The sequence below is a fragment of the Rhodohalobacter sp. SW132 genome (assembly GCF_003390325.1).
GTDB lineage: Bacteria > Bacteroidota > Rhodothermia > Balneolales > Balneolaceae > SW132.
Map to the genome: position 1 here is coordinate 205,412 of NZ_QUOK01000002.1, position 21,316 is coordinate 226,727.

Below are 21,316 nucleotides of genomic sequence, written 5' to 3' on the forward strand. Positions count from 1 at the left end.
CTATGAAAAATTTAATTATTATTATATTAGTAATTCTGGGTTCACTGGCATTCTTTTCGGCATGTGATCACTCCGCGCTGAATGTTCAGCCGTTAAGTGAGATGTCGCAAGAAGATGTCTGGAATGATCCCGGTTTGGCAAGGTTATACCTGAATGATATCTATCAGGGAATGGGGAACGGTTATGTCGCACTGGCATTAGCATCAGGTGTGGATGAAACAAAACATACACACGGCTGGGATGATGGGCCTGTAAGGCAATCCATAATCACTCCTGATAATCTGGGATTTTTCAGGAGCTGGGAGAATTGGTTTCCTCATTTCAGGTGGGATGATAACTATAGTAAAATCCGGGATGCCAACATTTTGCTTGATAATATTGATGATGTTACAATGTCTGAACATGACAAAAATATCATGAAGGGAGAAGCATTGTTCCTGAGAGCGTATTTTTATCATAATCTTGCCCGTTTATGGGGTGGAGTACCTGTACTGACTGTGCCACATACATTGGAAGATGATTTTTTTGTTTCCCGCAATTCTTTTGAGGAGACTATTGATCAGATTATATCAGACCTGGATCAGGCTGCATCTTTGCTTCCCGAGGTTCAAAGTCAGGATGGACGGGCTACAAAAGGTGCAGCATTGGCCTTGAAATCCCGCGTACATCTGTATGCAGCAAGTGACCTCTATCATGTAAATCCAGGTGGTATGCCCGAGACCGGATACAATGGCGCAAACCAGCAGGCACTTTGGAGAGCAGCGAAAGATGCTGCACAGGAGGTCATCGATATGAACTTTTACCGTTTGCATGAAGCAAACCCGGCACCGGGCGACTCAGCAGCGGAAAACTATGCCAATATCTGGCTTGTTGATGGCCATGCAGAAACGATCCTCCAGCACCATTTTACACCATCACATTCATACAGTTGGTTTCAAGCTGATATAGGTCTTTTTAATGGTCCTAACGGCTGGCATAATTGGGGTGGAGATACTCCACTGCAACAGCATGTAGATGCCTATGAAATGGCTGATGGAACTCCCTTTAACTGGAATAATCCGGATCATGCCAATGACCCATATGTAAACCGGGATCCGCGTTTTTACGCTTCCATTTTTTACAACGGTTCACAATGGAGACAGCGGCCGGATAACATGCTGGCGCTCGATCCGGACGGTATTGTTCAGACTGCAGACTATGAAGTTGCCGGACAGAGCGATATGAGGCCTGGTCTTGACACAAGAAGTGGACCAATCGAAGACTGGAACGGAACTCATACAGGCTATTATATGCGAAAGTTTCTGGATCCGACTGTAAATCATCAGTTTGAGATGCAGGATCGGCCCTGGATATACTTGAGGTATGCTGAAATTCTTCTCAACTACGCTGAAGCTTCAGCTGAACTCGGTGAATATGGCGATGCCAGGGATGCATTAAATCAAATCCGTCGAAGGGCCGGAATGCCGGATGTACCAGTTGCAGAGTCAGGAGACGAACTCCTTGAAAGGGTACGAAATGAACGAAGGGTTGAACTTGCATTCGAAGAGCACCGATTCTTTGATGTTCGTCGCTGGATGATTGCTCCGGATGTGTATCAAGATGGCCAACGAATCAGAATCATAGGAAGACTGAATGGTGATGGCTCTTATACTTATGAATATTCTGTTGAGGCCACGGATAATCGTGGATGGAATGACCGAGCCTATTTCCTTCCGATCTGGCGGGATGAAATCAACAGTAATGACAACCTGGTTCAAAATCCGGGATATGATTGAAAATTCTTCTTTTGATTCCAAGTAGCGTAAGCAGTTGAACCTGGTTCGGGTGCTTATGCTATATTTATTTCATCATAAAAATGTCAAACACTACTGGATTCTGTATGAAAGTTAGTAATCGAAATGTATCTTGTTTTAATATACCGTTGTTGTCATCTATATACCTGATTTTCCCGTTATTTGTCCTCTTTTATATTTCCTGTCAAAGTTACCCTGCTATAGATAAAGATGATGGTATCGATATAAATGATCTGTCTGGTGACGAAATACACAACCCCGACTATGCACTGCTGGGTGTAGAAATGAGAGAAGGACTTGACATTACTCTTTTTGCTTCTGAAGATATGGTCAGAAACCCTACCAATATGGATGTTGATGACAAAGGGAGAGTTTGGATAACTGAAGGTGTGAATTATCGACCGAGATTAAATCCAGATATACCTCAAAAAGAAGAAGGAGACCGGATCGTTATACTCGAGGATACGAATGGTGATGGGAAGGCTGATAAGGAAATCGTTTTTTATCAGGGTAATGATATCAATTCGGCGCTTGGTATTATGGTTCTGGGTAACAAAGCCATTGTTTCAAGAAGTCCCGATGTTATGATTTTAACTGATACTACCGGTAATGATCAGGCAGATACAAAGGAAATACTATTTACAGGCATCGGTGGTGAGGATCATGATCATGGTGTACACGCATTTGTGTTCGGCCCGGATGGTAAACTCTATTTTAATTTTGGAGATGCGGGAAGCCAAATTAGAACACCTGACGGAGAAATCGTTGTTGATGAGTCCGGAAACAGGGTAACAGAAGAAGATGATATCTACCGAAAAGGAATGGTATTTCGTATGAACAGGGACGGATCGGAATTTGAGGTTCTCGGACACAATTTCAGGAATAACTATGAAGTAGCAGTCGACTCCTACGGAACATTATGGCAATCGGATAATGATGATGACGGTAACCGTTCGGTGAGGATTAATTTTGTCATGGAATATGGCAATTATGGCTACACAGACGAAATGACTGGTGCAGGATGGAGAACCCGGAGAGTCAACCTTGAAGATGCCGTTCATGACAGGCACTGGCATCAAAATGATCCGGGTGTCGTCCCTAATCTTCTTGATACGGGATCAGGGTCACCAACCGGGATTATCGTTTATGAAGGTGATCTGTTGCCTGAGGTTTTTCACAATCAAATGATTCATACAGAACCTCTCCATAATGTTGTTCGGGCATATCCAGTTGAAAAGGATGGGGCAGGATACTCAGCAACGATTGAAAATCTCATGGTGGCACCAGATAATCAGTGGATTCGACAGGTTGATGTTGCAGTGGCTCCGGACGGTTCATTGTTTGTTATTGATTGGTATGACCCCGGTGTTGGCGGACATCAGTATCGGGCACCAGACAGGGGAAGGGTCTATCGGATAGCTCCTGAAAATACACCTTATCGTGTACCTGAAGTTAATTATTCAACTATTGAAGGAGCAATTGACGCATTGAAAAGTCCAAATCATGAAACAAGGTCGAAAGCCTGGCTGCGACTTCATGAATGGGGGACAGATTCTGAGAATGCACTGGCTGACATGTGGAATTCTGACCATTCAGTATTCAGAGCGAGAGCTCTCTGGTTATTAACAAAAATTGATGGTAGAAGCGAATATTATATTGACGAGGCATTGCAGGATGAAAACCCTGATATCCGGATCACTGGTATTCGTGCTGCCCGTCAGCTTGATATTGACATCATACCAATCATTGAGCGAATGGTCAGTGATCCTTCTCCACAGGTTCGCAGGGAAGCAGCGATTGCTCTCCGACATAACGAATCTTCTGAAGCACCTCGGTTATGGGCAGAACTTGCTGCTCAGCATGATGGCCAGGATCGATGGTATCTGGAAGCTTTGGGAATTGCAGCAGACAGGCAGTGGGATGCTTTTTTATCGTCCTGGCTTGAATATATCGATGAGGAATGGGATAATCCTGCCGGCCGTGACATCATCTGGAGATCAAGATCGGAACGTGCACTGCCATTGCTGGCTAATATTATTACAAATCATTCAACAGATATTGATGATAATTCACGTTATTTCAGGGCTTTCCATTTTCACACAAGTGATTTGAAAACAGAGACATTGATAGGTTTGCTCGAGGGAGATCATCCACAGCAAACGAGTATTACAACATATTCACTTCAACAGCTAAACAGGGAAGATGCAGAACGATACCCTGAAGTGATGCAGGCGTTAAACCGGGCACTTGATCGTGCTGAAGGCACATATGAGTATCTGGATCTGGTTGAACGCTTTCGACTTGAAAACCGACACGATGAACTTGCTGATTTAATAGTCAGTTATCCCGACAGCACTCTTGGAATTAATGCAGCAAGGCATATGCTCAGTCATGGTGGAAGTGATCGTCTGGAAGCAATGATTGAAAGTTCGGATCAACATGAAGTAGAGAGTGCATTACGTGCTTTGGGGCCTGTGGGCAGTAATCAGTCTCTGACTTTTTTACGAACAACTGTGCTGGATGAAAGTAAAGATCTGGAAACCCGGCAACAGGCAATTGAAGCCTTTGGGTACGGTAGCTGGAATTCTGAAGACTGGCTGCTTGACATGGCTCGTGACGGAGTTATCCCTGCTGAACTGGAGACAGCTGCAGCTAACGTTCTGCTAGGTGCATACAGAGCAAGTATCCGGGAAGGTGCCAGGGAATATTTGCATCTGGCAGGTGCAGCTGAAGAGGTTGATATCAGGCCGGTATCAGAGCTTATACAACAAACTGGTGATATAGAAAATGGCCGTATGGTATATGACAGAACCTGCCAGATATGTCATCAGGCAGAAGGACGCGGCACACATTTCGGCCCTGAGTTATCGGCCATCGCAGATAAATTGCCCAGAGAAGGTCTTTATAATGCAATCCTTGAACCGAATGCAGGTGTTGTGCTCGGATATGAAGGCTACATATTCCATTTAAATGATGGTTCTCAAATTTCCGGTATCATTGAAAGTGAAACCACCTCTGAACTCGTCCTGCGACTGCCAGGCGGATTTACCAGCAGTTATGATGTAAATGAAATAACTTCCAGAGAACAGATGGAGCAATCATTAATGCCTGCTATGCAAAATAGTATGACTGAGCAGGAATTAATTGATTTGGTCGAGTACTTAACTACACTTCAAAACTAAAACAAAATCAGATAGTTATGAAAATTTCAAGACGTAATGCGATAGGTAAATTGGGAGCTTTGGCCGGCTCAACTGCTTTTTTGGGAATGTTTAAGGGAATTAATAGAGCTGATAAAACTTTGGAGAAATATGATTTAAAGGGCAGAGTCAATCATTCTGTCTGCAGATGGACATTCAGCGATTTCAGTCTTGAGGAACTCTGTCAGGCTGCAAATGAGATCGGAATTACTTCCATTGAACTGGTTGGACCCGATGAGTGGGACATTTTGAAAAAATACAATCTGGACTGTGCCATGCCCTGGGGAGCAGGACTTGGTATTGAGAGGGGATGGAATAATCCTGAACTCCATAATGAACTCGTGGAATCATTTGAAGAAGTGATCCCGCAAGTGGCAGAAGCAGGATTCAAACAGATTATCACATTCTCAGGTAACAGAAACGGAATGGATGATGAAACCGGGTGGGAAAATTGTGAGAGAGGTATCAAACGCATTATGAGCACTGCTGAAAAACATGACATCATTGTAAGCATGGAGTTGCTGAACAGTAAAGTAAATCATCCTGATTACCAGTGTGACAATACACCCTGGGGAGTTGAGATGGTGGACCGAATCGGTTCAGATCATTTTAAGCTCCTGTATGATATTTATCATATGCAGATCATGGAAGGGGATGTGATACGAACCATCCGAGACTATCACGACTATTTCTCGCATTACCATACCGGAGGTGTACCGGGAAGAAATGAGATTGACGAGACTCAGGAACTTTACTATCCTGCCATAATGGAGGCAATCGTAGAAACAGGGTATGATGGTTACATTGGACAAGAGTTTATACCCACATGGGATGAGCCCTTTGAAGCTCTGAATCATGGTGTTAAGGTATGTGATGTGTGAATAGATCAATCCTAATTTCTCAAGTCTAAAATAAGTATGAAGTATTTGATAAGTGTATTGACAGTTATTTTAATTTCAGTTTTTGCGTTTACTGCTAACGGCAGTGATTTGCCGGATTTAGTTATAAAGGATTTTGATGATGGAAATAACATCTTGATTTTTTCAAAAACTGCAGGGTTTCGGCATAGTTCTATAGAAACCGGCAGAGAAGCATTAATGGAATGGGCTAAAGAAAACGGAGTGTCGGCAACAGCAACTGAAAATGCAGCACTGTTTACTGACGAAAATCTGGCCCTTTTTGATGCCGTTGTGTTTCTGAGTACAACTCAGACTGTCTTTAATGATGACCAGCGTGCTGCTTTTAAAAGCTATATTCAAAATGGTGGCGGTTTTGTTGGAATACATTCAGCAACTGATACAGAATATGAATGGCCCTGGTATAATGAACTGGTGGGCGCTTATTTCAGCAGTCATCCTCAAATACAAACCGCAACCCTGAATGTTGAGAATTCCAATCACCCATCGATGACCATGCTGCCGGATGAGTTTGAACGGAGGGATGAATGGTATAATTTTAGAGATTTCAATCATGATGTGAATGTACTGATGACGTTAAATCCTCAAAGTTTCGAAGGTAGTGAGCATAGTGATATGCATCCTATTGCCTGGTATCATGAATTTGATGGAGGAAGAGTGTTTTATACAGGCGGCGGGCATACAGAAGAGTCTTACTCCGAGGAACTGTTTATGAACCATCTCTGGAAGGGTATTGAATATGCAATGGGTTTACATGACTAACTGGAAGAATTGCTGTTCTCGTAAAATATTTGTCAACAGATTTTTTGGCCTTAGAGAAAGGTTCATATCCAGCACTCTAATGTTCGATCACAATCAGATTAAGGAAAAAGATACTGACTGTTTAAAATTGGATATGGACCGTAAACTCATCTCAAATAATCTTTTAAAAGAAGCATTTAAAATGCCTGACTTACGGGTACTTTTTGAAGCTGTATGTCAAAAGAAATTTACCCGAAAAAATATTCAGCGAAAGATGTTAATTCTTGAAATATCAGGCAATGTTGGAAAAAATCAATAAGGTCAGGCTAATAAAGCTTCATAATTTTTTTCATTGTCCAGGCTTGTGATGTGTGAATAAAAAATCATTATTACTCAAATCAAAAATAAATATTAGGTATTTATAAGTGTTCTGATAGTTGTATTAAATTCGGTTTTGCGTTTACTGCTAACAGTAGTGAAGATATAAATGATTACCAGCAACATAGAGGCCCTATGGAAATTGAATTGAGAACTAGTTATTTGTGCACTCTTGATTAAGAATCTATATTATCTGATATAAGAATATCAAATTTAAATTTATAACTATGAAATTTGGTGTAAGTTTATGGCTTTGGACCTCTCCTATAACTACAGATGTGGTGGCTACATTTGCTCCTAAATTATCAAAATGGGGATTTGATACAATTGAAATTCCTCTTGATGAACCGGATTTATTAGATGCATCTGAAGCCAGGAAAATAATTGAAGACAATGGACTCCACGTAACTACGTGTGCGGCTATGGGGCCTGGCAGAGATCTCATTCACCCAGAGATAAAAGTTCGGGATAATGGAATGGAATATATGCGAAAGTGCCTGGATAAGGCGAATCAATTAGGCGCTCCATCTTTTGCAGGTCCTATTTATGCTGAAGTAGGTCGATGTTGGCGATCTTCAGATGATTATGCGAAGGAAATGGATCTTTACGTTGAGCAATTAAATAAGTTGGTAGATCAAGCGGAATCGAATGATGTTGTAATGTGTATTGAACCTTTGAACCGTTTTGAAACCAGTTTTATTAATTTAACAAAACAGGCTTTAGAAGTTGTAAATAGAGTTGGAAGCAAGGCGTGTAAGGTTATGATTGATATGTTTCATGCTGGAATTGAAGAAAAAAATCTCGGAGAAGCAATTCGGCTTGCAGGAAAAGATTTATATCATGTACAACTTGCAGAGAATGACCGTGGTACGCCTGGAACAGGTCAACTTGACTGGGATGAAGTGGCAACTGCTTTAAAAGAAATTGATTATGATCGTCATGTAATCATAGAAACTTTTTCACGCGATAACGATACTCTTGTTGCCGCTGCTGCAATCTGGAGAGACTTGGAGGAAAGCCCTGATAAGTTAGCTGTTGACGGATTGAAATTCTTAAAAAAAACAATGAAATAATATAGTTTTTGCTATAAATCAATTATGTATTGTAACTTATCAAGTAAGGCATTACCTATTTGGTAATTTTGAAAATTTCAAAAAAAATTTGGGGGCTAAATCAAAATCGTCCCTTATATATTTGTATTGCAAAATATACATTTTAAAGTTCAACAGAGTATATAACTAATTTAATAATATAATAATCTTACAATGAAAAAGATACTATTTGGAGTGGCGGGCAGTTTAATTCTTGCCTTGTTATCGATAACAGCACATGCCCAGTCCCATAATGTTCTCTATGTTACCGGAGGAGGACATCACGATTATGAGGCTCAGGAAGAGTTTTTAAGAAGTGAATTGACAGACCGCATGGATATTTCCTGGGAAACGGACTTTACTGCAGGTCAGGATCGAAACGATTTTATTATTGAGCGATTCAACGAATCAAACTGGATTGATGGTTACGATGCCGTCATTTATAACATGTGTTTTGCCGATGTTACGGATAATGAGTATATCGAGCGAATTACACAGGCTCATTACGATTCCGGAGCTGCTGCGGTTGTTCTGCACTGCGCAATGCATACATTCCGGGATGCTGAAACGGAAGAGTGGGACCGTCTGATCGGCCTCGATACGTATTATCACGAACGACAGCAGAGATCTTTTAAAATTGAACCGATCAACCGGTACCACAGAGTGATGGATGAATTTCCCGAAGTTGCCTGGGTCCAGCCGGTCGATGAACTCTATATCGTAACCGATACCTACGACGACTTGATTCCGCTTGCCGAGGCGTGGGGACCCGAAACCGAAGAGTGGCACCCGGTATTATGGCTTAACACTTACGGAAATGCTCGTGTGGTTGGTACTGCTGCCGGACATAACACAGGCGTGATGGAAGATGAAGTCTTTCTGAATTTTCTCGTGAACGGGCTCGAATGGGCGTTTGACAAGTAAGCTTATACCAATAATCTATATTGAGATCTCATGGATCGGTCAAAATACCGATCCATTTTTTTTGCTTATTTGAAATGCCAATCTCTATGTCAATTTTCTTCTTTCAAAAAGCTCTTCACCTCAAATCAACTATCTCACATCTATAATCCATCATCTGTTAATCCTTTGCCTGGCAGGATCGGTTAGCGGCCGGATGTGTAAACTTTGATTGATTCTATTCTGATTCATGTCAATACTTAACTCCAGTCCCTGGTACCGGTCACTTGCCCGTATGACTTCACCAAGATAGGCTGGGTTTCCGGCTTCAGAGATTTGATTGAAAAGATAGGTACCCACATCATAACCAATTTTACCGAACTGGTCGGGTTCAATTCCAAATCGGGTTTCAAAATCCTGACGAACGAAATTCACAACACTTGTATCCGCTTCAGTGCCGAATGCCTGGGTGTAGTAAACCTCAAAATTTTGGCGCTGCCAGGAGGATAGATTTGTATTTTCCCATTCTTCAGAACCCATTATAACCATATTGCTTCTTAATACCTCCAGGTCGGTCATAAGCAGATTTATCAACGTGTTAGCGGCCTGGCCTGTAAATGGTGCATAAATCCCATCTGTTCTCATATAATTATGTTCTGAGATCTCTTCAGGGTCCCGGGTAAAAACTTTAGTAAAATCGGAAAGATCATAACCGAAAGAAGCAAAATCCTCTTCGATGTAGTAGGATATAAAAGCACCCAGACGTTCAGCTTCATGCCGGAAACTTCTTGCTGAAGCAGTTCCAAGGGCATCTTTTTGCGAAATCACAGCGAGTGTATCGAGTCCCAGGGTTTGAACTGCGTGACGAGCCATTCTTTTTCCGTGAACTTCAAATGTCGGGTTCATTTGATAGGTGTAGTTATAGCCGAGATTGATCTGATCGGAATTAGCAAGGGGGGCAAACATCGGTACCTGATACTTTTCTGATAGTTCAGCCATAGAGCGGGCTGGTTCAGAAAATAATGGACCGATAACAGCATCAACATGACCATTCAGAACAAGATCACGGAAAGCATTTGCTGTTGAATCAGCATGTCGGTGGGAGTTTTTGAATTTCAGAAATATCTTTTTATCAGAATGCTGACTATTAAATTCTTCAGCAGCAATTGTAATTCCATAAAACAAATTTCGCGGAACCATCATATCGGCAGAACGTTCTTCTGAGGCGGGAAGAATTACCCCGATGTTATAAACCATTCCCTCAGGAGGAGTAGGGTAATTTCTTTGCATCGATTCAACCCGCGGTTCCCGGGTGAGCTCTTCACGAAGGGATTCATATCGTTCCGAATCTGTAATTCTGTTCAAAAAAGCATTTTTGAGAGCATTATACTCGTTGTGGCTCACGTAATCCCATGATGAACGAACCACATCACCTGCTACATCTGTATTCCGGGTCTGATTTAAAACCTGAAACCGCTCTTCTGCACTGAGATACCGTAGAATTTGCCTGTAGAACCGCTGAGAATCCACCCGTATTCTGCCGCGCTCATCACCGGTAATTAAATCGTGAAGCTGATCGAGGCTTTGCGCATAATGCTTCATCCGGAAGTGGGACAGTGCAATTGTGTATGCAGCTTCCTGGCGATAGTTTGCCTCAGTTGAATTCTCTGCTACGTGTTTCAAATATTCATTGGCGCGGGCGTAATTTTGCATTCCGAAATAGCTTTTTCCGGTAAAAAGTACGGCCCTGTCATCATTAAGCTCGCTGAATATTTGTGCAGCCTCTTCGAAGTTTCCTTCTTCGTATAGCTGTAAAGCTTCATCAAAATCCTGGGCAATGACAAGGTGGGCAGTAGCAAAAAAAGCGAAAAAAAGGAGTGTAAAATATTTCATGATCGTATGGTATTCAATTTGTTCAAATGAATAAAAGCGAGAGCAAAATGTTCCCGCTAATATTCAATTCGGGTACATATCTTGGTGGAATTAAATTTTTCAGTTCGTTTTTTCCGAAGTCAGAATCGAAATGAGTGATATGTAAATTTTGATTCTCATCCGCTGACTTCACAACATCGAATGAGTTAAAAGAGAGACATAGTACTCTTTCAGGCTATCCGATGGAGATTATAACGGCCGGACAATTCACCGATTGAAGCGAATTCACCTGGTGAAAACTATCATCCGGCATCCCCATCACTCGAACATGATACTTCATCGTATGACTGCACATGGTCGGCCTGAACCGGTTATTTACGAATTTACTCCCACTCTATTGTGGAAGGTGGTTTAGAACTTACATCATACACCACCCGGTTAATTCCCCTGACCTCATTGATGATTTTGTTACTTACTTCGGAGAGAAAATCGTAGGGGAGGTGCGCCCAGTCTGCTGTCATTCCATCACGACTGGTAACGGCCCGGAGTGCAGCCGTGAACTCATACGTTCGTTCATCGCCCATGACGCCCACAGATTGCACAGGCAGAAGTACGGCAAGTGCCTGCCACACCTGATCATAAAGATCATACTCACGCAGTGATTCAATAAAGATATGATCTACTTCGCGGAGCAGGTTCAGACGGTCAGGTGAAAGTTTGCCAATAACACGAATTCCCAAACCAGGCCCCGGAAACGGATGCCGTGAAATAAATGATTCCGGAATTCCGAGTTCACGCCCTACATTTCGCACTTCATCTTTAAACAGCTCACGAACGGGTTCAACCAATTCAAGATTCATCTTTTCAGGAAGTCCGCCCACATTGTGGTGAGATTTTATGGTAGCAGAGGGCCCTTTAAAAGAAACACTTTCAATAACATCGGGATAGAGTGTACCCTGCGCAAGAAATTTATAGGATTTATTATCTGATACTTCCCGGTCGAATACTTCAATAAATGTATTCCCAATAATTTTTCTCTTCTCTTCCGGATCAAATACTCCATCCAGGTTATCAAGAAATTCTTTGGATGCATCTACTCCTTTTACGGGAAGATTTAGTTGTTCCTCGTATGTAGTAAGAACCTGCTGAAATTCATTTTTTCGGAGGAGACCGTTATCAACAAAAATGCATTGCAGCTGGTCGCCAATCGCTTTATGTAGAAGAGTCGCAACTACCGTAGAGTCAACGCCGCCGGAGAGCGCACAGAGTACTTTTTCTTTTCCAACCTGTTCACGCACAAGCCTGACCTGTGTTTCTATAAAAGATGCAGCTGTCCACTCTCTGCTGCATTTGCAAATGGTATCTACAAAATTTAGAAATATTTGTTGTCCCTCATCCGTGTGCGCTACCTCAGGATGAAACTGTACACCAAAAATTTGCTTCTTTTTATGCCGAACCGCAGCCACGGGTGCATTGGCGGTATGTGCAATGACTTCATAGGAATCAGGCAGCGAGTGGATATGATCGCCATGACTCATCCATACTGCAGACCGTTCATCAATGTTATGTAAAAGATCTTCACCTTTATCAACAATAAGAGTTGCACGGCCAAACTCTCTTTTTTCAGCTTTTTCAACGGATCCGGGATGTATTGTATGTGCAAGTGATTGCAGTCCATAACAAATACCAAGTACAGGTACGTTAAAATCGAGATAATCGAGATTCAGCAGGGGGGCATCCTCATCATATACACTACTGGGTCCGCCGGAGAGAACAATTCCTTTTGGCGGATCATCGTTGAAAGATTCAGGTGAGGTGTTATAGGGATGGATTTCGCAATATACGTTCAGCTCTCTGATTCTTCGGGCAATAAGCTGGGTGTACTGCGATCCAAAATCAAGAATGAGGATCCAGTCTTCGGTATGATTATTCATTCAATCGTAATGATGCATTTAGTCTAATCTATCAATTCGCCGTATTCCTCGGCGGAGAGGAGGGAGTTAAGTTCGGATGGGTCGGATACTTTAATTTTTACCATCCAGCCTCCACCATAGGGGTGATTGTTAACAATTTCAGGATCGTCTTCTAAAGATTCGTTGATTTCTACGATTTCACCACCGACAGGAGCAAACAGCTCTGATACGGTTTTAACAGCTTCAACGGTACCGAACACATCGTCTTTATCGAATTCAAATCCTTCGGCTTCAAGTTCAACAAAAACGATATCTCCAAGTTCTCCCTGGGCAAAATCGGTGATACCCACCGTAATTGTACCGTCTCCGTTATCCTTAACCCATTCATGTTCCTGGGTATATTTCAGATCAGATGGAATATTCATATGCGTTCCTGTTACTCTTTATCGGGGTTAAATTTGAACGATTTTTCAAGATAATGAGTGTTGAATTCACCTTTTTGAAATCCTTCATCATCCATCAGCTGCAGATGGTATGGAATGGTGGTTTTGATACCTTCAACAATAAATTCCTGCAATGCACGGCGCATTCGTTTGATTGCTTCCTCGCGGGTTGGTGCACTTACAATCAGTTTTGCGATCATGGAGTCGTAATGCGGAGGTATTCTGTACCCGGCATAAGCGTGGGTGTCCACACGGGTGCTGTGTCCGCCCGGAATATTAAATGCGGTAGCAACTCCGGCAGTTGGCCGGAAATTATGGGCAGGATCCTCAGCGTTAATTCTGCATTCAATGGCATGACCGCGAATCTTTAACGGTTCATTTTCTATTTTTTCGCCTGCAGCAACACGAATCTGCTCTTTAACAAGATCGACGTAGGTAATTTCTTCGGTCACCGGGTGTTCTACCTGAATCCGGGTGTTCATTTCCATGAAGTAGAAATTATGGTCTTTATCCACAAGAAACTCAATGGTTCCCGCTCCTTCATAGTTGATCGCTTTTCCGGCTTTCACCGCAGCAGCTCCCATTTTTTCGCGAAGTTCAGGTGTGGCAATGGGAGAGGGGGCTTCCTCAAGCATTTTCTGATGGCGCCTTTGAAGCGAGCATTCCCGTTCTCCGAGGTGAATTACATTTCCGTGCTGATCACCAAGGATTTGAATTTCAATATGGCGGGGATTTTGAACGAATTTTTCGATGTATACAGCCGGGTTCCCGAATACCGTAGAGGCTTCATTTTTACACGTGTCGTACGATTGCTTAAATTTTTCTTCGCTCTCCACAACCCTCATTCCGCGGCCGCCGCCGCCTGCACTTGCTTTGATGATCAGGGGAAACCCAATGTCTTCAGCGATCTTTTTGGCATCTTCATAGGTCGTTACGATACCGTCTGATCCCGGAACTACGGGAACACCACTTTCGATCATGGTTGCTTTTGCCGTGGCCTTATCACCCATTTTTGCAATCATTTCGGGGGATGGACCGATAAACTTCAAATTGTGTTCGCTGCATATTCGGCTGAATTCAGCGTTTTCTGACAAAAATCCATATCCGGGATGTATAGCTTCGGCGTTAGTGATTTCTGCGGCTGCCAGAATAGATTGTACCTTCAGATAACTTTCTTTACTGGGCGGAGGGCCAATACAAACCGCTTCATCCGCAAATTTCACATGCAGTGAATCCTGATCAGCAGTAGAGTAGACAGCAACCGTTTTGATTCCCATCTCTTTACAGGTTCGTATGATTCTGAGGGCGATTTCACCTCGGTTGGCTACCAGAATTTTTTCAAACATAAAAAGGGGTTACGATTTTTTGATAATGAATAACGGCTGATCAAACTCAACCGGTTGTCCATCGCTGACCAAAATTTTCTGAATAGTACCCGAAAATTCGGCGTCAATTTCATTCATAATTTTCATCGCCTCAATGATACATAAGGTATCGCCTTTGCCAATACTGTCGCCAACTTTAACGAATGCATCGGAATCGGGGGAGGGGGCTTCATAAAATGTTCCAACGATTGGTGATTTAACAACTTCACCGTCAGGCTGTTCTTCTGATTTTGATTCTGAACCACTTTGCGAGGAAGCAGGTGCAGCAGCTTGCGGCTGTGCGGGTGCGGCTTGTTGTTGTGCAGGCATTTGATACTGCAGCTGCGGAGCCGGAGAATCAGACTGCTTTTTCACCTTCAGTTTAAATTCTCCTTCTTCAATCGAGACCTCATTTACATCGCTTTCAGAAATAAGATCCAGCAGGTTTTTAACTAATTTTAAATCCATGATAATATTTTTTAGAGTTATTTGGCTCGTTCCAGGTAGTCACCGGTTCGGGTATCTACCTTAACTTTTTCTCCCTGATCAATAAACAGGGGAACTTGAATAACAGCTCCGCCGGAGATGGTGGCCGGCTTACTGCCTCCCTGTGCTGTATCTCCTTTAAGACCGGGGTCGGTTTGAACAATTTCAGCTTCTACCTGATCCGGGGGTTCGGCATAAAGAATGGTATCGTTCTCGACGTCAATAACAAGAGAGCAGACAAGTCCGTCGAATATAAAATCTTGCTTTTCAACTCGTGCCGCTTCAAGAGGAATCTGTTCGTAGGTTTCCTGGTGCATAAAGTAGAACATATCACCATCGCGGTAGAGAAACTGGTAAGCATGTGTTTCAATACGGATGGATTCAACATTTTCACCGGATCGGAACGTTTTGTCGATATTTTTTTCGTTAACAACACCTTTCAGTTTTGTACGTACAAATGCCGGACCTTTACCCGGTTTTACGTGCTGAAATTCGGTGATTGTGTAGATTTCTCCATCCATCAGGATGTTTAACCCGTTTCTAAAATCAGATGTACTTATTTTTGCCATAAATGCTTCTATTCAATAAAAATTTTGTTCAAAAATACAGCGGGAGCTGTTCTATAACAAATGATGGATCAGATCTTTTTCGCACATCTTAATAAGTGGTTTAAAAAAAGTACTCTATATGCGGTATGTATGTCTCAATTAATACAGACACGAAATTTACATCTAAAAAATCCCATAAATCGTGGTTCCCAGGATCAGTGCAATCAGTGCGGGGCAAATAAATTTGATGAAAACTTTCCATACGGGCCAAAACCAGTGATTATCTAAATTTTTAAACCCCTGTTCAAGCTCCAGTTTTGCATTTTCTGTTTTCCAGATGTAAGCCAGGAAAATACAGATGATAAATCCGCCCAGTGGTAATCCGATCACACTGAAAATGAAATCGATATCGTCGATGAGGCTCGTGTCAAATGCAATAAAAACAGAAATTAAGGAGATAACTCCGCCAACTAAAATGGCTGCTTTCTTTCTCGATACATTGTGTTCATCTATGATATAGGATGTTGGAACCTCGAGAAGTGAAATGGATGATGTAAGTGCAGCAATGGTTAGCAGCAGAAAGAAAGTGCCACCAAAAATCAGTCCAATTATTCCCCCCATTTCATGGAAAAGTTCCGGAAGAACCTGGAAGATTAGGGCAGGTCCCGCCACCAGTGAGCCTGCATCATCATAAATCACCAACCCTTCTGCTTGTGCCATATAAATGGTAGGCATGATTAGCATACCGGCAAGAAATGCAATTCCAACATCAAATCCTGTCACGTAAGCGGCTGCTTCCGGAATATTTTCTTTCCTGTTCAGATAGGAACCGTACGTGATGAGCGCTCCCATGCCCAGTGAAAGTGAGAAAAACGCCTGCCCCATTGCGGCAAGTATCAGGTCCATATTAATGGCGCTGAAATCAGGAACAAGATACTCCCGTAATCCTGCACCGGCACCCGGCTGAAACATCACATAAACGATCAAAATTACAATAATGACAACAAGCATCGGCATGAGTGTACGAACAGCTTTTTCTATACCCTGACTAATTCCTCCCAGAATTACTGAAATGGTGATCCCCATAAATAACAGGGCAACACCAACATTCAGCCAGCCATTGTCGATATTTGATACCCATTCGGCAAGGGAGAACATGCCAAAATAGTAGAAGATTTGTTCAAAGAAGTAACTGATGGTCCATCCGGCTATCACCACATAGAAGGAGAGGATAGCCACTCCGCAAATCACACACCAAAAACCGGCAAGGGTAAAGATTTTATTACTGCTCAGTGCCTTAAATGCACCAACAGGATTTTTCCGTGTTTTCCGGCCAATACTTAATTCAGCCACCATAACAGGGTAGCCGATAACAAAAACGAGCAAAGCATAGATAAAAAGGAAAGCGGCTCCGCCATTTTCAGCCATCACGGTGGGAAATCGCCAAATATTCCCCAAACCAACAGCCGACCCCGCTGCGGCAAGTATAAATCCAAGTTTTGTGTTCCAGGTGCCCCGGGAATTTGCTGGTGTTGTAGCCAAGTTTTACTCCGTATTCGTATTAAATGGTTCTGTTAATGGTTCTGATGCCTCAACTTCCGGAACAGCATACCACCTTTAGCCGGAACTTCTAAATTTCCGCTTAATATATCAATTGCTTGCGACGATGCCATCTGTTTATTTGCAAGCAGTTCCCATGACCCGGGAGGAAGGGTTACATCAGCGGGATCAGACCAGTTGCCATTTAGAATAATATAGTAATCGAACATATCGCCGGTTGATTTTCCGGAAACCCTGAAGGTTAGCAGCAGCGGGTTGTTGTAGTGGTCGAAACAGATGTCATTGGGTTCCGATTTTCTCAGGGAAGGTGCTTCCTTCCGAATTTTGATTAACCCTTTGTAGTAATCAAAAAGCTCCCGGTTTTGAGCCAGCACATCAAAATTGAGCCAGTTTGTCTCGTTATCTTTCTGATAGCTGTTATGATCCATTTTTCCAATATCCGGATCATCAGCATCGGAAACTGCGATGATTTTTGATCTGCCAAACTCCTGGCCTGCATGAATCATGGTGATTCCCTGGGCACAAAACAGACTGAGTGCTGCCAGCTTTGCGTGCTCCATTTGCTGCTCATCTAATTTATTGAAATCAACCGGATTCTCAATTTTTTGATCCTGTAGTTCAGGCTGCAGTCCGATTCGTATAAAATCGGCAAGCGTATATCCGTCATGACTTTCCAGATAGTTTACGCTGTGCAGCGATGTTTCATACAGCCCGCCATCGGCACCTTTTAAAGTTCCTCTGAAAAGATTTTCAAGGCGGCCTCGTCCGGTTTCGTGCTGCCACTCCGAAAAGATAAAACCACGGTCGTGCTGCGGGTCGGAACCTTTGATGCTGTTTCGGATCCGGTCGTTCCAGGAGGACCAGTTGTGCTCCGAGAAAGCCGATGGAGAGTAGTATCCGCCCCAGGGTTCGGCAATCAGTACAATACCCGGATTAATATCGTGCATTTCCGTGCGGATTACATTCCAGGATTTTTGATCCAGCAGGGCAGCCAGGTCAAAACGGAATCCATCTACATGATACTCTTCAACCCAGTGTTTAAGAGAACTGATAATCAGATCCCGGGCAATAGGCGCTTCTGATTTATATTCGTTTCCGGTTCCGCTCCGGTTCATCAGCTGACCTTTTTCGTTGTACCTCAGGTAGGTATGTGAACATAAATGAGTACACGGATTTAAATCAAAAAGGGAGGTATGATTGTAGACAACATCCATCAAAACGGTAATTCCGTGTTTGTGGAGCTCTTTAACCAATTGTTTAAACTCGGTAACCGACGCTGTTGTCAGACCCGAAATCTTTTCCTCTCGATCAGAAGCAAAGGATGTTTCCGGTGAGTGGAAAAATGAGGTCATGTATCCCCAGTAATTTTCACTGTAGGGATTCCAGGAGTTAAAAAAGCCTTCGGTTGTTTCTTCACCGTAGGGTGGCTCCTGAGGGGCAAATTTCTGGAGGGGCAGAAACTCCACACAGTTTACGCCCAGTTTCTTCAGGTGGGCGATGCCGCCTTTTTGGTTCAGGTCGATGAATTTATTATAAAATCCATCACCTTTCGCACCGCTCGATGGGTGGGCTGTGAGATCCTTAAGGTGAGTTTCGTAGATCACGAGGTCCCTGGGATCATCCGGAAATTGATGCCGGTCGTCTTCCCAGTCAAACGTGTCATTGAATATATAGGATTTTGCCCGCTGATCGTACCGGTTCAGCGTAGTTACATGTTTACTGTAGGGATCGGCAAAAAGCTCCCCTTTATAAGGATTCGTTATTGCAAGTTCTTTGGGGTGTTCTACCCGATAACCGTACCACTTTCCGGTTAGGTCCTCATCAATTGTAAGATGCCAGTAGCCATCAGAATCGATCTGCATCTTCTTTTTAGTTCCATTTTTCTGATCGTACCGGTCAAATATTTCGCAGTGAACACTGCGGGCATCTTTGCAGTAAAAACAGAAATGTGTGGAGTTATCCTGTACCGAAACTCCGGGTGTCTGAATCGTATCGCTTACTTCCATTGTGTAAAAAATCTATGTGACTGGGCTACCGGGTTCAGCCGATGTGGAGACAAAATGGAGAACACCATCTGAATTTTCCCCCATCAAAATCATCCCGTTACTTTCTATACCCATCATTTTTTTTGGAGCGAGGTTGGCTACAACAACCACCGTTTGACCGGTAATTTCATCAGGTTCGAAAAATTCTGAAATACCTGACAAAATGGTTCTTTTTTCAAAGCCAACATCTACTGTTATTTTCAGCAATTTTTTAGATTTCTTAACCTTTTCAGCCTTTAAAATTTTACCTGCACGCAAATCAAGGGACATAAAATCATCGAATGTCGCAGTTTCTTTGAGTGGAGGATAGGAAGATTCTTCAGTTTTGGCTTCAGCGGCCTTCTTTTTGAGTTTTTCTATCTCCCGGTCCACAACATCGTCTTCGATTTTGTTGAAAAGTATCGGCTCATCCGAGAGCAGGTAGCCGGCCGGAACCAGGTGATCATTAATCTGATCCCATGTTGTATTTGCTGGTATCCCAAGCTGTTCACGAAGCAGGTTCATTTTACGAGGCATGACCGGGTGAAATAGCAGGCTAAGTGCTCCGCAGATCTGTGCGCAAACGTAGAGAGTATTGGCGCATTTTTGCGGGGCTTCTTTGCGGGTTTTCCACGGTTCGGTTTCTGTAAAGTATCGGTTACCCGCCCGCGCAAGATTCATGGTTTCGGCTATCGCTTCACGAAACCGGAAATTATCGTATGCAGTTTCTATTTGCTTTTTTTGAACGTCTATTTCATGTAGAGCCTTCTTGTCGGCTTCACTTAAAGATTCAGGTTTTGGAACGGCACCATCAAAAAATCGCTGTGTGAAACTGGTCGCCCTGAATACAAAATTTCCGAGAATATCGGCAAGCTCTCCGTTTATGCGTGCCTGGAAATCTTTCCATGAAAAATCAGAATCTTTAGTTTCGGGCAGAGTTGTGCCCAGAACGTAACGAAGGAGGTCCGGTTCAAACTCTTCCATGTACTCGTCCAGCCAAACGGCCCATCCTTTGGATGTGGATAGCTTCCGGCCTTCGAGATTTAAAAACTCATTGGCCGGCACGTTTTTCGGCAGTACATAATCACCATGCTGCATGAGCATTGCCGGAAACATGATGCAGTGAAAGACAATGTTGTCTTTGCCGATGAAGTGGATAAGGTCGGTTTCTTCATCCTGCCAGTAGGTTTTCCACAGATCCGGTTCGCCGCGTTTTTCAGCCCACTCCTTGGTAGCGGATATATAGCCAATCGGGGCATCAAACCAGACGTAGAGCACTTTACCCGCGGCATCGGGCAGGGGCACTGGAACTCCCCAGGTGAGATCACGGGTGACGGCCCGGTCTTCGAGTCCGCTTTTTAGCCAGCTTTTGCACTGACCGGCTACGTTCGCTTTCCAGTTTTCCCGTGAATCGACCCACTTTTCGAGCTTTTGCTGGAAATCACCGAGAGGCAGATACCAATGTTCAGTTTTTTTCAGGATGGGTGTTTTTCCCGAAATGGCGCTGATCGGGTTGATCAGCTCAGTGGGAGAGAGGGAGGAGCCACATTTTTCACATTGATCGCCATAGGCTTCCGGGTGCCCGCACTTCGGACATTCCCCTTTAACGTATCGGTCCGGTAAAAACATCGAGGCATCATCATCATACAGCTGCTCTTCTGTTTTCTTTTTGAATAACCCCTGATCATGAAGAGTTTTAAAAAACGCCTGGGAGGTTTCCTTATGCGTAGCTGAACTGGTTCGGCCGTAATAGTCAAAATCAATTCCAAACTGCTCAAAAACCTGCTTATTCATGGTGTGAAATTTATCCACTACCTGCTGGGGTGTGATCCCTTCTTTTTCGGCTGCAATGGTAATGGGTACACCATGTTCATCAGAACCACAAATATGGAGTACATCTCTTCCTCTTAGCCGCAGATAGCGGGTGTAAAGATCAGCCGGTAAATAAGCTCCTGCAAGATGGCCAAGATGAATCGGTCCATTTGCATACGGTAGAGCAGATGTTATCAGTGTGCGTTTAGACATATAAATATTTTCCTATCATTAAGGCGCCGAAAATAACGTGAAACAGACTAATTTACCAATT

16 protein-coding genes are annotated in these 21,316 nt (G+C 43.1%); 7 read left to right on the plus strand and 9 right to left on the minus strand.

The features are described 5' to 3' along the window. The first annotated feature begins 2 nt into the window (after positions 1–2). The 7 genes from DYD21_RS05530 (at position 3) to DYD21_RS05560 (ending at position 9,044) form a co-directional block, all read left to right on the plus strand. Complete coding sequence (locus tag DYD21_RS05530; RefSeq protein ID WP_116033849.1) at positions 3–1,775, plus strand: RagB/SusD family nutrient uptake outer membrane protein; 1,773 nt, start codon at positions 3–5, stop codon at positions 1,773–1,775. Positions 1,776–1,924: 149 nt separating this feature from the next. After that, positions 1,925–4,975 carry a PVC-type heme-binding CxxCH protein gene (locus tag DYD21_RS05535; RefSeq protein ID WP_158551429.1) on the plus strand — a complete coding sequence of 1,017 codons (3,051 nt, stop codon included), beginning with the start codon at positions 1,925–1,927 and terminating at the stop codon, positions 4,973–4,975. Positions 4,976–4,992: 17 nt separating this feature from the next. After that, the gene (locus DYD21_RS05540) at positions 4,993–5,874 is read left to right on the plus strand and encodes a hydroxypyruvate isomerase family protein (RefSeq protein ID WP_116033854.1); all 882 of its coding nucleotides are present in this window, start codon (positions 4,993–4,995) and stop codon (positions 5,872–5,874) included. Between the two features lie 36 nt (positions 5,875–5,910). Continuing rightward, complete coding sequence (locus DYD21_RS05545) at positions 5,911–6,672, plus strand: ThuA domain-containing protein (RefSeq protein WP_116033857.1); 762 nt, start codon at positions 5,911–5,913, stop codon at positions 6,670–6,672. Between the two features lie 79 nt (positions 6,673–6,751). Next, positions 6,752–6,970, plus strand: a complete 219-nt coding sequence (locus DYD21_RS20980) for a hypothetical protein (RefSeq protein ID WP_116033860.1) — start codon at positions 6,752–6,754, stop codon at positions 6,968–6,970. 286 nt (positions 6,971–7,256) lie between these two features. Continuing rightward, positions 7,257–8,102 (plus strand): sugar phosphate isomerase/epimerase, encoded by an 846-nt coding sequence (locus DYD21_RS05555; RefSeq protein ID WP_116033863.1) that lies wholly within the window; start codon positions 7,257–7,259, stop codon positions 8,100–8,102. Between the two features lie 192 nt (positions 8,103–8,294). Beyond that, a complete protein-coding gene (locus DYD21_RS05560; RefSeq protein ID WP_116033866.1) occupies positions 8,295–9,044 on the plus strand; it encodes a ThuA domain-containing protein in 750 nt (249 codons plus the stop codon). A 150-nt stretch (positions 9,045–9,194) separates the two neighbouring features. Here the strand turns inward: DYD21_RS05560 and DYD21_RS05565 are convergent, their stop codons facing one another. The 9 genes from DYD21_RS05565 to metG all read right to left on the minus strand — a co-directional run bounded on the left by DYD21_RS05565 (position 9,195) and on the right by metG (position 21,255). Beyond that, on the minus strand, positions 9,195–10,913 hold the full coding sequence (locus DYD21_RS05565) for an ABC transporter substrate-binding protein (RefSeq protein ID WP_116033869.1): 1,719 nt from the start codon (positions 10,911–10,913) through the stop codon (positions 9,195–9,197). 362 nt (positions 10,914–11,275) lie between these two features. Next, the gene (gene guaA / locus DYD21_RS05570) at positions 11,276–12,826 is read right to left on the minus strand and encodes a glutamine-hydrolyzing GMP synthase (protein ID WP_116033872.1); all 1,551 of its coding nucleotides are present in this window, start codon (positions 12,824–12,826) and stop codon (positions 11,276–11,278) included. A gap of 23 nt (positions 12,827–12,849) precedes the next feature. Continuing rightward, positions 12,850–13,230 carry a glycine cleavage system protein GcvH gene (gcvH, locus tag DYD21_RS05575; protein WP_116033874.1) on the minus strand — a complete coding sequence of 127 codons (381 nt, stop codon included), beginning with the start codon at positions 13,228–13,230 and terminating at the stop codon, positions 12,850–12,852. Positions 13,231–13,241: 11 nt separating this feature from the next. Continuing rightward, on the minus strand, positions 13,242–14,594 hold the full coding sequence (gene accC, locus DYD21_RS05580) for an acetyl-CoA carboxylase biotin carboxylase subunit (protein ID WP_116033877.1): 1,353 nt from the start codon (positions 14,592–14,594) through the stop codon (positions 13,242–13,244). Between the two features lie 9 nt (positions 14,595–14,603). Next, the gene (gene accB / locus DYD21_RS05585; protein WP_116033880.1) at positions 14,604–15,080 is read right to left on the minus strand and encodes an acetyl-CoA carboxylase biotin carboxyl carrier protein; all 477 of its coding nucleotides are present in this window, start codon (positions 15,078–15,080) and stop codon (positions 14,604–14,606) included. Positions 15,081–15,097: 17 nt separating this feature from the next. After that, positions 15,098–15,667 carry an elongation factor P gene (gene efp / locus DYD21_RS05590; protein WP_116033882.1) on the minus strand — a complete coding sequence of 190 codons (570 nt, stop codon included), beginning with the start codon at positions 15,665–15,667 and terminating at the stop codon, positions 15,098–15,100. A gap of 162 nt (positions 15,668–15,829) precedes the next feature. Continuing rightward, on the minus strand, positions 15,830–17,188 hold the full coding sequence (locus DYD21_RS05595; RefSeq protein ID WP_116033885.1) for a sodium-dependent transporter: 1,359 nt from the start codon (positions 17,186–17,188) through the stop codon (positions 15,830–15,832). Positions 17,189–17,220: 32 nt separating this feature from the next. Next, the gene (locus DYD21_RS05600; protein ID WP_116033887.1) at positions 17,221–19,212 is read right to left on the minus strand and encodes an alpha-amylase family glycosyl hydrolase; all 1,992 of its coding nucleotides are present in this window, start codon (positions 19,210–19,212) and stop codon (positions 17,221–17,223) included. A gap of 12 nt (positions 19,213–19,224) precedes the next feature. Continuing rightward, a complete protein-coding gene (metG, locus tag DYD21_RS05605; RefSeq protein ID WP_116033889.1) occupies positions 19,225–21,255 on the minus strand; it encodes a methionine--tRNA ligase in 2,031 nt (676 codons plus the stop codon). Between the last annotated feature and the right edge of the window lie 61 nt (positions 21,256–21,316).